The 13,835-nt window shown below is 33.0% G+C and carries 12 protein-coding genes; 10 read left to right on the top strand and 2 right to left on the bottom strand.

Annotated elements, in window-relative coordinates; genetic code table 11:
- Window positions 1–11 precede the first annotated feature (11 nt).
- Complete coding sequence (locus ACM55H_RS10315) at window positions 12–641, bottom strand: MarC family NAAT transporter (RefSeq protein ID WP_039110208.1); 630 nt, start codon at window positions 639–641, stop codon at window positions 12–14.
- Window positions 642–799: 158 nt separating this feature from the next.
- Between ACM55H_RS10315 and ACM55H_RS10310 the strand changes: the two genes are divergently transcribed.
- Entirely contained in the window at window positions 800–1,165 is a 366-nt protein-coding gene (locus tag ACM55H_RS10310) for a CoA-binding protein (RefSeq protein WP_416836523.1), read from the top strand.
- Between the two features lie 120 nt (window positions 1,166–1,285).
- Here ACM55H_RS10310 and ACM55H_RS10305 read toward each other — a convergent pair whose 3' ends face one another.
- A complete protein-coding gene (locus tag ACM55H_RS10305) occupies window positions 1,286–2,794 on the bottom strand; it encodes a sodium:solute symporter (protein WP_416836426.1) in 1,509 nt (502 codons plus the stop codon).
- Between the two features lie 100 nt (window positions 2,795–2,894).
- Between ACM55H_RS10305 and recR the strand changes: the two genes are divergently transcribed.
- The 9 genes from recR (at window position 2,895) to ACM55H_RS10260 (ending at window position 13,809) form a co-directional block, all read left to right on the top strand.
- A complete protein-coding gene (gene recR / locus ACM55H_RS10300; protein ID WP_416836522.1) occupies window positions 2,895–3,515 on the top strand; it encodes a recombination mediator RecR in 621 nt (206 codons plus the stop codon).
- A 71-nt stretch (window positions 3,516–3,586) separates the two neighbouring features.
- Window positions 3,587–4,378 carry a polysaccharide biosynthesis/export family protein gene (locus ACM55H_RS10295; RefSeq protein WP_416836425.1) on the top strand — a complete coding sequence of 264 codons (792 nt, stop codon included), beginning with the start codon at window positions 3,587–3,589 and terminating at the stop codon, window positions 4,376–4,378.
- A 15-nt stretch (window positions 4,379–4,393) separates the two neighbouring features.
- Window positions 4,394–6,859 carry a polysaccharide biosynthesis tyrosine autokinase gene (locus ACM55H_RS10290; RefSeq protein WP_416836424.1) on the top strand — a complete coding sequence of 822 codons (2,466 nt, stop codon included), beginning with the start codon at window positions 4,394–4,396 and terminating at the stop codon, window positions 6,857–6,859.
- Between the two features lie 26 nt (window positions 6,860–6,885).
- Complete coding sequence (locus ACM55H_RS10285; protein ID WP_416836423.1) at window positions 6,886–7,869, top strand: SDR family oxidoreductase; 984 nt, start codon at window positions 6,886–6,888, stop codon at window positions 7,867–7,869.
- A gap of 55 nt (window positions 7,870–7,924) precedes the next feature.
- On the top strand, window positions 7,925–9,316 hold the full coding sequence (locus ACM55H_RS10280; protein WP_416836422.1) for a UDP-glucose 6-dehydrogenase: 1,392 nt from the start codon (window positions 7,925–7,927) through the stop codon (window positions 9,314–9,316).
- 202 nt (window positions 9,317–9,518) lie between these two features.
- Window positions 9,519–9,983 carry a UpxY family transcription antiterminator gene (locus ACM55H_RS10275; RefSeq protein ID WP_416836421.1) on the top strand — a complete coding sequence of 155 codons (465 nt, stop codon included), beginning with the start codon at window positions 9,519–9,521 and terminating at the stop codon, window positions 9,981–9,983.
- A gap of 525 nt (window positions 9,984–10,508) precedes the next feature.
- Window positions 10,509–11,792, top strand: coding sequence for a nucleotide sugar dehydrogenase (locus ACM55H_RS10270; protein WP_416836420.1), 1,284 nt, complete (start codon window positions 10,509–10,511; stop codon window positions 11,790–11,792).
- A gap of 50 nt (window positions 11,793–11,842) precedes the next feature.
- The gene (locus ACM55H_RS10265) at window positions 11,843–12,850 is read left to right on the top strand and encodes a mannose-1-phosphate guanylyltransferase (RefSeq protein WP_416836419.1); all 1,008 of its coding nucleotides are present in this window, start codon (window positions 11,843–11,845) and stop codon (window positions 12,848–12,850) included.
- A gap of 8 nt (window positions 12,851–12,858) precedes the next feature.
- Window positions 12,859–13,809 carry a GDP-L-fucose synthase family protein gene (locus tag ACM55H_RS10260; protein ID WP_416836418.1) on the top strand — a complete coding sequence of 317 codons (951 nt, stop codon included), beginning with the start codon at window positions 12,859–12,861 and terminating at the stop codon, window positions 13,807–13,809.
- Window positions 13,810–13,835: the final 26 nt, after the last annotated feature.

Raw genomic sequence — 13,835 nt, 5'->3', positions numbered from 1 at the left:
AATTATTTGTTTTAGGTTAGATTTCCTTTAATGATATTGATAATTGCACTTACAATATATTGAATTCCAATTGCTATTACTATAAAACCAATTATTCTCGAAATAGCAACAATCCCAGATGCACCGAGTATTTTTGCTAAATAATGAGCGCTTCTAAGTATGATGAAAATTGCAACAGCTATGGCAAGAATGGCTAATGAAGATATAATAATATCGCTTGTTGAGTTGTGTTCTTGATAGAATGCAATAAGTAAAGAAATAGATCCAGGGCCTGCAAGCATTGGAATCGCAAGAGGAGTTAAGGCAATATCATTTCTTTTTTGAGCATCGGTTTCTATTTTTTTGTTAATCCCTCTTTTCTTGTTGAATTTCCCTGAAAGTAACGAAAATCCAGAGCTAACAATAATTATTCCCCCAGCTATTCGGAGTGCGTCAATGCTAATTCCAAAAAAAATCAAAACATATTGTCCTATAAAAAAGGAAATTATCAAAATGGCAAAAACATTTATTGCCGTCCATAAAGAAATTCTGGAACGTTCTTGTTTGGTGTCATTTTGTGTGAGACCCACAAATATTGGAACAGTTCCTATAGGGTTTAATACTGAAAAAAGGGCAGCAAAGAGATAGATGAAAAGATCCATATTTTTTTAATTTAATGATGCAAAAATACTCTTTTTTTTACGCTATGAAAGGTGTAAATGTTAGGATATTGTTTTGATTTCTTTTGTAACTAAACCTGATAATTACTAAACTCATGAACCTTTTTGATTACTTTTGCAAAATATAATTACAGAAAATGATAAAAAATAAAAAAACGTTGGTTCTTGGAGCGTCAACAAAACCAGCTAGATATTCCTTTTTAGCAATTGAAAAATTGGTTGATAAAGGACATTCTGTTCTTGCGATTGGTCAAAACGCGGGTGAAGTAGCGGGAATAAAAATCCAAACTAAGGCTATTCCTTTAAAAAATATCGATACCGTTACTCTTTATCTGAATCCTTTGCGTCAGCGCGATTACTACAATTATATTGTTGAGGCGCAACCAAAACGTGTTATTTTTAATCCAGGTACTGAGAATCCGGAGTTCTATCAATTGTTGAAATTAAATGATATCAAAGTCGAGATAGGGTGTACATTGGTTATGTTGGCAACGAATCAATATTAGTTTTTTTGGAGCCGTTTTACTTCGTCAGTTCGCTTCGCTCGTGTCAGCTGTTCGCTATATCTTTTCTTATCCCGTTATAAAAAGGGGACAAGAAAAGGATGCCGGTCATCTGGGCTAAAACTAAAATCGTGTTTCAGATGTAGCATTCTTACTAATCAATAACAATCCAAGAAAAGTGATTAGTCCGTTTACGATAATCAGTTCGTTGTCGAAAACATATCCAAAAAACAATGTTTTCGAATTTTCGCTAATTAGGAAAGTTACAGCAGGTGACAAGAAACAAATTATTGGAACAAATTTGTCTTTAACAGTCTTTGATTTTGCAAACAATCCAAAACAATACAGTCCCAAAAGCGGACCGTATGTATAGGAAGCAACCCTAAAAATCATTCCTACTACGGAACTATCATTGATGGCATTAAAGAAAATAATGACCAGAAACATTAAAAACGAGAAGGCAATATGAACAAAGTGCCTTGTTCGAACTACGTTTGGCTTATTTAAATTTTCGGCTTTATCCATGCCTAGAAAATCTACACAAAACGAAGTGGTAAGTGCTGTTAATGCGGAATCAGTTGTGGCAAAGGTTGCAGCTGTTAATCCCAACAAGAAAACAACCGAAGGAATTAATGCCAAATGGTGGAAAGCAATTTCGGGGAAAAGTAAATCGGTTCTGGGTTTTCCAGTAACTAAATCCGTTGGGACTTCAATTCCATTTTTATTGGCATAAATATAAAGCAAAGCGCCTACACTGAGGAAGAATATATTTATAAGTACAAATATCCCCGTAAAGGTGAACATGTTTTTTTGTGCTTCACCAATGTTCTTGCAACTCAGGTTTTTTTGCATTAAATCCTGATCCAAGCCTACCATTGCAATGGTTACGAATATCCCTCCCAGAATTTGTTTCACAAAATGAAACTTATTCGATACAAAATCCTCAAAGAAAAATACTTTAGAATAATTACTGTTTTTCACTTCTTCAAAAGCTTGAAAAATATTGAGATTTAGGCTTCTGCAAATAAAGAAAATTGTTAAAAAGACAGAAGAAACTAAGAAAAATGTTTGTAGTGTGTCAGTTATGATAATTGTTTTTAAACCGCCACGATAGGTGTAAGCAAATATCAAAGTCAGTGAAATCAAAACTGTAACAGCAAAAGGAATTTCATAAAAATCAAAAACATAACGTTGCAAAACAATTACAACCAGATACAATCTAAAGGAAGAACCTATTGTTCGGCTTATAAGGAAAATTGTTGCGGCAGTTTTATAAGAATAAATGCCTAGTCGGTGTTCTATATAACCATAAATCGAAGTCAAATTCATTCGATAATACAAGGGTAATAGTACTTTTGCAATAATGATAAAACCAATGGCATTACCTAATACAAACTGGAAATACTTAAATTGTTCTCCGCTTGGCGCCCCAACTTCTCCTGGAACTGAAATAAAAGTCACTCCGGAAAGTGCTGTTCCAATCATTCCAAAGGCAACTAAATACCATTTTGAATTTTTATTGGCCTTAAAAAAAGCATCGTTTCCACTGTTTTTTTTGCTTACAGTATGTGAGATATAAAATAAAATACCAAAATAAACGATTATCAATAGTAGAATGGTGCTGGGAGTCATTTTGTATAAAGAATTATTTATGCCAAATTACATAAATAATCTTCATATTTTCAAATTATCTATCCTGAACGTTCGGGACAAATTGACTACTTTTGCATTTATGGAATTTTCTTCAAAATTAATAGAGAAAGCAGTTAACGAAATGTCTCAGTTGCCGGGAATTGGTAAACGTACAGCGTTGCGACTAGTCTTGCATTTATTGAAACAACCCAAAGAACAAACGGGTTTTTTGTCTCAAGCTTTGGTAACGATGCGTGAGGATATTAAATATTGTAATAGTTGTCATAACATATCGGATAGTGTTCTGTGTGAAATTTGTGCTAACAAAAACAGAAATCATCAAATCATTTGTATCGTAGAAGATATTCGCGATGTAATGGCTATTGAGAATACGGGGCAATTCAGAGGTATTTACCATGTTCTTGGAGGCAAAATTTCTCCTATTGATGGAGTAGGGCCTAGTCAGTTAAATATTATTACATTAGTAGAAAAGGTGAAATCAGGAAGTGTAAACGAAATTATTTTTGCGTTAAGCCCCACAATGGAGGGAGATACCACTAATTTTTACATTTATAAACAAATTGCCGATTGTGAAATAGTTATTTCAACAATTGCAAGAGGAATTTCAGTTGGCGATGAATTGGAATATGCTGATGAAGTAACCTTGGGTAGAAGTATATTGCATAGAGTTCCTTTTGAAAAGTCTTTTAAAAATAATTAATCCATTTAATGAATAGCCAGACTTTTTAAATCGTAAATGAAAAGCTATATTTGTCGCTAAAAATATTGAAAATGAGCAAACCTGGACTCTATTTATTGCTAATTATTAGTGTGTTGTTTTCTTCTTGTATTTCAACTCAAGATTTAATCTACCTTCAAAAAAAGAATAACTCACAAGAAGATGCTTCTATTGCTGTTGTAGAGTCAAAACCATACAGGTTGCAAACTAATGATGTTTTGAGTGTTACCATAAAAGCAATAGATCCAAAATTGGTAGCTATGTTTAGTCCTTCAAATGATGGGTCTACTGGAGGTAAATCAGAATCAGGATTGTATTTTGATGGTTTTACTGTGGATGATCATGGGAATATTAGAATTCCTGTTTTAGGAGAATTAAATGTTATTGGTTACACTCTGGATGAAATTAGAATTAGAATTGAAAAGCAACTATTAGCGGAATATTTTAATAAAGAAGCGAATATTTTTGTTACCGTTAAATTAGCAGGTTTGCGTTATACTATCAATGGAGAAATTGGAGGACCTGGTACAAAAACATTATTTCAAGATAACGTAACTATTATGGAAGCTATTGCAAATTCTGGGGATATTACTATTACCGGTAATAGAAAAGCAGTTACTATTATGAGAAAAACGCCTACAGGTGTTCAAATGCAGGATTTAGATCTTACCGATATAAATGTGATGAAATCACCATATTATTATTTACAACCGAATGATTATATTTATGTAAAACCACTCAAGCAGAAAACTTGGGGAACTGGAAAAACAGGGATAGAATCGTTAGGTACAATTATTACACTGTTATCATTGGCTACGACTACCTTTTTACTATTAAAAAAATAAAACAGAGTTCAAAAAATGTTAGATATAAAAGATTTTTCGATTTTTGAAAATCAAGTCAGTTTTGACTTCAAGGGATTCTTAATAAAAATCGGAAGTTATTGGAAATGGTTTTTGCTGAGTTTGCTGATTACTTTTACAATTGCCTACCAAGTGAATATTCGTAAAGAAAAAATTTACGGTATGGAAACGCTTATTGCCGTAAAGGAAGAAAGTAATCCTCTTTTTACATCCAATACCAGTTTAGTTTTTAATTGGGGAGGAACTTCGGATCAGGTTCAAACCATTTCAACCACATTACAGTCCAGATCTCATAATGAGTTGGTTGTGGATAAACTACAGTATTATATTAATTACTTAGTTCAGGGTAAATACAATATGGAAGATGCGTATGGTGCTGTTCCTTTTTATGTAAATATTGATAAATCAAAAGGTCAATTAGCTGGAAATCTTATTGGAATTAAATTTTTGAGTGAAAATGTATACGAGGTCAGAATTCCATTTGAAAATCAAAACGTTTCATTAATAACCTATTCTAATAATTCATATAGCAATACTGCAGTTGAAACAGGTGATTTTGTAAAAAAATATAAGGTAGGGGAACAAGTAACGTTGCCTTTTTTGAATTGGAAATTACAAATAAATGATAATCCTGGTTTTTATAAGGGGAAAGAATATTTTGTTCAATTTAATGATTTTAACGGAACAGTGTCTTCGTATAAAGGGATAAACATTAAATCAGATGATAAAGGAGGTTCTATAATTACTTTGGGAATGCAAGGGACTAATAAGGCAAGAATGGTTGAGTATTTAAATGCAACTGTTAAGATGCTTATAAAAAGACAATTAGATAGTAAAAATCAGTTTGCAACGAATACAATAGCTTTTATTGATAGCACATTGATTGCTATGGAATCTCAACTAAAAGAAACCGGAAATGAGTTGAAATCTTTTAGAAAAGATAAAAATATGTATGATGTAGAAGATGGTGGAGCTAAGTTTTCGGAAAAAATTTTAGAATTTGATGTTACGAAAGATGAAGTAACACGTAAAATGGCATACTATAATTCGTTAAAATCATACCTGAAAAATAGTGTAGATTATTCTAAACTTCCGGCACCTTCAGTAGCAGGAATTGAAGATCCAAATATTGTTGCAAATGTTTCAAGATTGATTGCATTGTCTACACAAAGATCAGAAATGGCTTACGCTGTGAAGAGCGATAAAATATTCAAGGATTTTGATAATCAAATGGAAGCGGTAAAAAATGTTTTACTAGAAAATATTGCTACAGCCAAAGCTTCTTTACAATATGATTTAGCTATAGTAAGCAGTAAAATTAATGAAACAGAAAGTACTATAAAAAAACTTCCTGAAGATCAACAAGAGCTTATCAAGATTAAAAGAAAATACGATTTAAGTGATAATATTTACAGCACATTTCTTCAAAAAAGAAGCGAAGCTGATATTGTTAAAGCAGCAAATTTATCGGATATTCATTTTATAGATCCTGCAAAAGATGTTGGAGGAGGTCTTGTTGGTCCAAAAACATCTGTTAATTATGTATTGGCATTATTTCTGGGAATATTATTTCCGTTACTTTTTGTATTTGCTATTTTCTTTGTCAACAATTCCATTCAAAACACCGAGGATATAAGTAAGTCAACACAAATTCCTTTAATAGGGGTCATTGGGGTAAATAAAGAGAATACTAATTTAGCAGTATATGATAAACCTAAATCAGCTTTGTCTGAATCTTTTAGGGCTATTCGTTCATCACTTCAATTTTTGTACAAGCAGCAACATGTAGATGGAGCTAAGACGCTCATGATAACATCATCAGTAAGTGGTGAGGGGAAAACATTTTGTTCAATAAATATTGCTACAGTATTTGCTCTTAGTGAGAAAAAAACGGTAGTTATTGGTCTTGATTTAAGAAAACCGAAATTAGCTACTGAATTTAATTTATCTAATGAGGTGGGGATTGTGAATTATCTAATTAAGCAAAAAACAGTTGATGAAATCATAAATCATACCCATGTCCCCTATCTGGATGTTATTCTTTCGGGGCCAGTTCCTCCTAATCCTGCTGAAATGATTATGAGTGAAGGTATGAAAGAATTAATCGAAGAATTAAAGAAAAAATACGATTATATTATATTAGATACACCTCCAGTTGGTTTAGTATCGGATGCGTTAGAATTAGCTCAATATTGTGATGTTACGTTATATATAGTAAGACAGAATTTTACTAAAAAAGAAATGATTACATTGTTAAACAACAGAGTTAAACGTGGGGAGTTAAATAATACCAGTATTATTTTAAATGGTTTTGAGAATAAAGCTAAATACGGTGCGGGTTATGGCTATGGTTACGGTTACGGTTATGGCTATGGAACGTATTCAAATGGCTATCATGAAGAGGATAAACCAAAATCTATATTAGAAAAAGTATTAGATAAATTTCGTAAAAAAACGACGTAAAAACGGTTTTTTAAAATTAAGAAAAGATGGAAGAAGAAGCAAAAAGCACCATATTAATTACCGGAGGTGCAGGATTTATAGGGTCTAATCTTTGTGAATATTTTTTATCTAAAGGACATGAAGTTGTTTGTTTTGATAATTTTGCGACTGGATACAGACATAATTTAAAAGACTTTATTAATAATGTTAACTTTCGTTTAATAGAGGGAGACATTCGCAATGCAACTGATTGTCAAAATGCAGTAAAAGGAGTAGATTATGTTTTACATCAGGCAGCTTTAGGCTCTGTACCCCGTTCTATAATTGATCCAATTACTACGAATGATGTCAATGTTTCGGGTTTTTTAAATATGCTTGTGGCTTCTCGTGATGCCAAGGTAAAACGATTTATTTATGCCGCAAGTTCTTCCACTTATGGAGATTCAGTAGGATTGCCAAAAGTTGAAGAGGTGATTGGGAAACCGCTCTCTCCTTATGCGATAACAAAGTATGTTAACGAATTGTATGCAGAAATATTCAGCAGAACCTATGGTTTAGAAACAATTGGATTGCGTTATTTTAATGTTTTTGGTCGGAAACAAGATCCTAACGGGGCTTATGCTGCTGTTATTCCAAAATTTGTAATGCAACTCATGCAATTGGAAAGTCCAAAAATAAATGGTGATGGGAACTTTTCTCGTGATTTTACTTATATTGATAATGTGATTCAAATGAATGAGTTAGCTATGCTTGCGAAAAATCCAGATGCGATAAATACCGTTTATAATACTGCTTATGGTGATAGAAATACGTTAAACAACTTAGTTGATTATTTAAAGGAATTTTTATCTGTATATGATCAAAGAATAGCTTCTGTTGCAATAGAATATGGACCAAATAGAGTTGGAGATATTCCACATTCTTTGGCAAGTATTGATAAGGCCAAAGCATTATTAGGGTATAATCCACACTATTCTATGCAGGAAGGCTTAAAAGAAGCAGTTAGCTGGTATTGGGATAATCTTAAATAAATATTTTAGGAAAATTAAATCCATAAAATATATTACAAATTGAAAAAATTATAAAATGAAAATTACAAAAATTTGTTGCATCGGAGCTGGATATGTTGGAGGACCTACAATGGCTGTTATCGCTCAAAAATGTCCGCAAATTCAAGTTACGGTAGTCGATTTGAACGAAGAACGTATAGCAGCTTGGAATGATGAAAATATAGACAATATTCCCATTTATGAACCTGGATTAGATAAAATCGTTGCAGAAGCCAGAGGTAGAAATCTATATTTTTCTACTGATGTTGAAAAAGCAATTGACGAAGCTCAAATCATCTTTATATCCGTAAATACCCCTACTAAAACTTATGGAAAAGGGAAAGGGATGGCTGCTGATTTGAAATATATAGAGTTGTGTGCGAGACAAATAGCCAGAATATCGAAAGACAATAAAATAGTTGTTGAGAAATCAACACTTCCGGTAAGAACAGCTGAAGCGATCAAGAGTATTCTTGATAATACCGGTAATGGTGTTCAGTTTCAAATTCTTTCTAACCCTGAGTTTTTGGCTGAGGGAACTGCGGTTCAAGATTTACTAAATCCAGATAGAATATTAATCGGTGGAGATCCTTCTGCAGAAGGTCAAAAAGCGATACAAGCACTTGTTGATGTTTATTCGAATTGGGTTCCTGCAGATAAAATATTGACCACTAATGTATGGTCATCAGAATTATCAAAATTGACTGCTAATGCATTTCTAGCACAACGAATTTCTTCGATTAATGCCATGTCAGAGCTTTGTGAAAAAACTGGTGCTGATGTGAATGAAGTTGCGAGAGCCATAGGAATGGATAGTAGAATAGGATCAAAATTCTTGAAAGCATCTGTTGGATTTGGCGGCTCTTGTTTCCAAAAAGATATATTGAACTTAGTTTACATCGCAAAATCGTATGGATTGAATGAAGTAGCTGATTATTGGGAGCAAGTAATTATAATGAACGATCATCAAAAAAGACGTTTCTCTAACAATATAGTCCAAACACTTTACAATACGGTTTCTGATAAAAAAATAACCTTTCTGGGTTGGGCTTTCAAAAAAGATACTAACGATACCAGAGAATCAGCAGCCATTTACGTTGCAGATGATTTGATAAATGAACATGCAAAAATTGCGGTTTATGATCCAAAAGTATCCAGAAAAAAAGTTCTATCTGACTTGGATTATTTAGAAACTAGAGCCGCTTCAACGAATGCAACAAGTATCCTTTCGTTTGACAGTCCTTATGAAGCCTGTACCGGAGCACATGCGGTAGCGGTACTTACTGAATGGGATGAGTTTGTACAGTATGACTGGCAAAAGATATATGACTCTATGCAAAAACCAGCATTTGTCTTTGATGGGAGAAACATTCTTGATGGCCCAACTTTAGAGGAGATCGGCTTTGTCTATCAGGCGATTGGTTCTTAAATTAATGCTATATGTTAATTGAGGGTTGGGATTGCGTCATTAGATAGTTGCTCTCGCAAATGCAAATAATATTAAACACGCTCAATTCTTGATTGGTATGCTTAGCTATAAATTAAAAATAGGTAATCATAATTAATAAATGAGTGGCAGTCAAAAAACTAATAAATAAAGAATCGTATTTTATTTCAAAACAAAAACTAAGATGAATTGGTATGTAGTGTATACAAAACCTAAATGGGAGAAAAAAGTAGCGGAACAATTGAGAAATATTGGGATCGAATGCTATTGCCCTTTGATTACACAAGTTCGCCAATGGTCTGATAGAAAAAAAAAGGTAGAAGTACCTCTTTTTAATTCTTATGTTTTCGTTCAATTGCCAGAAGTCGACAGGAATTTAGTGTTTCAATCAGCAGGAGCCGTACGCTATTTATTTTGGTTAGGAAAACCGGCAATAGTGAGAGATGAAGAAATCAATATTATTAAAAAAGGGCTTGATGGTTCTGATAATTGTGAAGTTTCTTTGGTTCCATTTCAAGTTGGTGATAAAATTGAACTGGATTCAGGTCCATTTTCAACTCAAACTGCAATAGTTCAAGAGGTAAATAACACTCACTATATTCTAGTTTTGGAATCATTAGGATGTGTTTTGAAAATGAAATTCAAGTAGAAAGAAGTTCAGTTATCTTTAATACTAAGAAGTGTATTTTTTATGCATTTTTTCGAATCAATTCTGTTTTAATTTTTTTTGAATAATTACATCTAATAATTCAAATTACAAAGAATAGATTTGTTTAAGAGGGATTGTAAATTTGAGAGGGTCAGTTTTTGAAGAATCACTGTAATTTTATAATAAAGTGCTCTAAGTAATTGTATCATTAGAGCACTTTTAATTGGATTTTAAAACCCAGTTTCTATTAGTTAAATTATTTAATAACATATTTTTTCTAACTATATGTTACCTAAAATGGTGTACTATTTGCTTTTAATTGTATGTTGATTTATAGTGTGTTATGTTTTGTATTGTGTAAAAACAATAATTTTACAACATTCAAATATTAAAATGCAATAAAAGTACTGGTCTATATGTCTATATTTGCACACAAAAAATATTTCGATTTCAACTCATTTCTGTGAGTTTGAAACGCGAAGCGGTGCATTAAAATTAACATTAGCGAATTAAATTTTTTAATAAATGAGTTCAAATATAAAAATAGCAGTAATTGGTCTAGGGTATGTAGGGTTGCCATTAGCGAGGTTATTTGCAACAAAATATGCTGTTGTTGGTTTTGATATCAATGCATCCAGAGTTGCGTCATTACAATCGGGTACCGATACTACTTTTGAAGTTTCTGATGCTGTATTGCAAAAAGTACTTCTTCAAGAAAACAGTGATGCTATAGGTTTATATTGCTCTAAGGTTATAGAAGATATTGCAGCTTGTAATTATTATATCGTAACTGTTCCCACTCCGGTGGATAAAAACAATCGTCCAGATTTAACTCCTTTATATAGATCCAGTGAAGCGGTTGGATCCGTTTTAAAAAAGGGAGATATTGTTATTTATGAATCTACGGTATACCCAGGTGTTACTGAAGAGGAATGTGTACCTGTATTAGAAAGAGTTTCGGGATTACAATTTAACGTTGATTTTTTTGCGGGATATTCTCCTGAGCGAATTAATCCCGGTGATAAAGAACATACTGTAGAAAAAATATTAAAAATTACTTCAGGATCTACTCCTGAAATAGGGCAACGCGTGAATGCTTTGTATCAATCTGTTATTACAGCAGGGACACACTTAGCCCCTTCTATTAAAGTGGCTGAGGCCGCTAAAGTAATAGAAAATTCCCAACGGGACATTAATATTGCTTTTGTGAATGAACTGGCTAAAATATTTAATTTAATGAATATTGATACCCAAGCTGTTTTAGAAGCTGCAAAAACCAAATGGAATTTTCTGCCTTTTAAACCAGGATTAGTTGGAGGCCATTGTATTGGTGTTGATCCCTATTATTTAGCACAACGGGCCCAAGAATTTGGGTATCATCCTGAAATCATCTTAGCTGGAAGACGATTGAATGATAGTATGGGTGATTATGTAGCTTCTCAAGTTGTAAAGCTGATGATTAAAAAGGGAATTTCGGTTAATGGAGCCACGCTCTTAATGCTTGGAATCACTTTTAAAGAAAACTGTCCGGATGTACGCAATACAAAAATTGTTGATGTAATTGCTGCTTTGACAGATTATGGAATTACTGTAACAGTATACGATCCTTTAGCGAACCCTATGGAAGTGAAAAGAGAATATGATTTAATAACTACTGATGTATTACCCGATCAAAAATTTGATGCCGTAGTTTTAGGTGTTGCACACCATCAATTTCTGACTATTGATATTTCAAAATTACAAAATAACATCAGCTTATTGTATGATGTAAAAGGTGTTTTAGGAAATGCAGTTGATGGCAAATTATAAATAGTATAGAATTAAAGAAAGCAGATAAAGTAAAAATTTAAAAGTTAAGCATGGAAAAAAAGCATTCAATTACGCATGTCATTCTTACCGGTGGAGTTGGGAGTAGGTTATGGCCTTTATCCAGAAAAAGCCAACCTAAACAATACCTTGATTTGTTTGATGGAAAATCATTATTCGAGATGACTGTGGAACGCAACCGTAATGTGGCAGATAAAATTATGGTAGTGGGTAATATTGATAATTGCCATCTCAGCAGGAAAGTGATGGAGAAATCGAATACTCCCTACGTAGACATCATTGAATCAACTCCCAGAAATACTGCTGCTGCAATTGCTTTTGCTGCTTTTGCTTCTGATCCGGATGATATTTTAATTGTAACGCCATCCGATCATATTATTGATGAAATGAAAAATTATGATTTGGCTATTCAAGAAGCTGTGGATAAAGCATCAAAAGGTTATATTGTCACTTTTGGAATTGTTCCCACTAAGCCTGAAATAGGATATGGATATATTGAAAGGAAAGGTGATGATGTGATTTCTTTTAGAGAAAAGCCCAATCAAGTTACGGCAAAGGATTTTATTGCCAAAGGAAATTTTCTTTGGAACAGTGGGATGTTTTGTTTTAAAGCTGGTGTCTTTCTTGAAGAATTAAAATCGTTTAAACCGGAAGTATATGAAAAATCTAAAATAGCTTGGGCGAATAATACCAATGGAAATTTAGATTTAGAGTTGTCACTTGAAATTCCTTCTATCAGTATTGATTATGCTGTTATGGAAAGAAGTAAAAAAATAAAGGTTGTACCCTCCACATTCATTTGGTCTGATTTAGGTTCTTTTGAATCAGTTTATGATTATTTAATTTCTACAGGACATCCTATTGACAAAAATGGTAATATGGTGATTGGGACCAATAATTATACAGCTTTTGTAGGATTAAAAAATACTATTTTCGTTTATACTGATACAGCTAATTTAATTTTGCATAAAGACAGTTCCCAAGACGTCAAGAATATATATAATGAGTTGGAAAGAGAAAATCCAGATTTATTAAATTAAATAAAAACATGGATAAAGCGACTAAAATTTACATAGCGGGACATAATGGTATGGTAGGAAGCGCCATCTGGAGAGCGCTATCTACTAAAGGGTATTCCAATTTGATTGGGGCTTCTAGTAAGGAATTGGATTTAAGAAACCAACAAGCTGTAAAAGATTTTATGGCTAAAGAAAAACCTGAAGTCATTATTGATGCCGCGGCAAAAGTGGGTGGTATATTAGCTAACAATGATTTTCCGTATCAATTTATTATGGAGAATATGCAAATCCAAAATAATTTAGTCGATACAGCCTTACAGACAGGTGTAGAAAAATTTATTTTTCTGGGAAGTTCTTGCATCTATCCCAAATTGGCTCCACAACCGCTAAAAGAAGAATACCTGCTAACCGATACCTTAGAACCCACCAATGAATGGTATGCTATTGCCAAAATTACCGGAGTAAAAGCGTGTCAGGCTATCCGAAAGCAATTTGGAAAAGACTATGTGAGCCTGATGCCAACTAATTTATATGGCACCCATGATAATTTTGATTTGAATTCATCACATGTTTTACCAGCGATGATACGTAAGTTTCACGAGGCAAAGGAGCATAATAATGCTCCAGTTACGCTTTGGGGTAGTGGTACACCTATGAGAGAATTTCTTTTCGTAGATGATATGGCTCAATCTGTAGTGTTTGCTTTAGAAAATAGACTGCCAGATTATTTGTATAATGTGGGGACAGGAGAAGATTTGACCATCAAGCATTTGGCTGAAACGATTCAAAAGATAACGGGACATCAAGGGGATATCATTTGGGATGCTACCAAACCTGACGGTACACCAAGAAAATTAATGGATATATCCAAAATGCATGCATTGGGTTGGAAACATAGAGTGCAATTGGAAGAGGGAATCCAGAAAACCTATGACTGGTTTTTGGAGAATATTGAAAGCGTAAAAAAAATAAAACTATAAATTGAGTACAGAAGGACTCGATTATT

Source organism: Flavobacterium cryoconiti, assembly GCF_048158645.1.
GTDB lineage: Bacteria > Bacteroidota > Bacteroidia > Flavobacteriales > Flavobacteriaceae > Flavobacterium > Flavobacterium cryoconiti.
Note: the sequence above shows the minus strand (reverse complement) of the source record. Positions and strands in the feature narration are given on the sequence as shown.

Excerpts from the sequence above, each read along its gene's own strand:
- ACM55H_RS10295 (WP_416836425.1), top strand. The coding sequence starts at position 3,587 with ATGAGCAAACCTGGACTCTATTTATTGCTAATTATTAGTGTGTTGTTT.
- ACM55H_RS10280 (WP_416836422.1), top strand. The coding sequence starts at position 7,925 with ATGAAAATTACAAAAATTTGTTGCATCGGAGCTGGATATGTTGGAGGA.
- recR (WP_416836522.1), top strand. The coding sequence starts at position 2,895 with ATGGAATTTTCTTCAAAATTAATAGAGAAAGCAGTTAACGAAATGTCT.
- ACM55H_RS10305 (WP_416836426.1), bottom strand. The coding sequence starts at position 2,794 with ATGACTCCCAGCACCATTCTACTATTGATAATCGTTTATTTTGGTATT.
- ACM55H_RS10275 (WP_416836421.1), top strand. The coding sequence starts at position 9,519 with ATGAATTGGTATGTAGTGTATACAAAACCTAAATGGGAGAAAAAAGTA.
- ACM55H_RS10290 (WP_416836424.1), top strand. The coding sequence starts at position 4,394 with ATGTTAGATATAAAAGATTTTTCGATTTTTGAAAATCAAGTCAGTTTT.
- ACM55H_RS10285 (WP_416836423.1), top strand. The coding sequence starts at position 6,886 with ATGGAAGAAGAAGCAAAAAGCACCATATTAATTACCGGAGGTGCAGGA.
- ACM55H_RS10315 (WP_039110208.1), bottom strand. The coding sequence starts at position 641 with ATGGATCTTTTCATCTATCTCTTTGCTGCCCTTTTTTCAGTATTAAAC.
- ACM55H_RS10260 (WP_416836418.1), top strand. The coding sequence starts at position 12,859 with ATGGATAAAGCGACTAAAATTTACATAGCGGGACATAATGGTATGGTA.
- ACM55H_RS10270 (WP_416836420.1), top strand. The coding sequence starts at position 10,509 with ATGAGTTCAAATATAAAAATAGCAGTAATTGGTCTAGGGTATGTAGGG.
- ACM55H_RS10265 (WP_416836419.1), top strand. The coding sequence starts at position 11,843 with ATGGAAAAAAAGCATTCAATTACGCATGTCATTCTTACCGGTGGAGTT.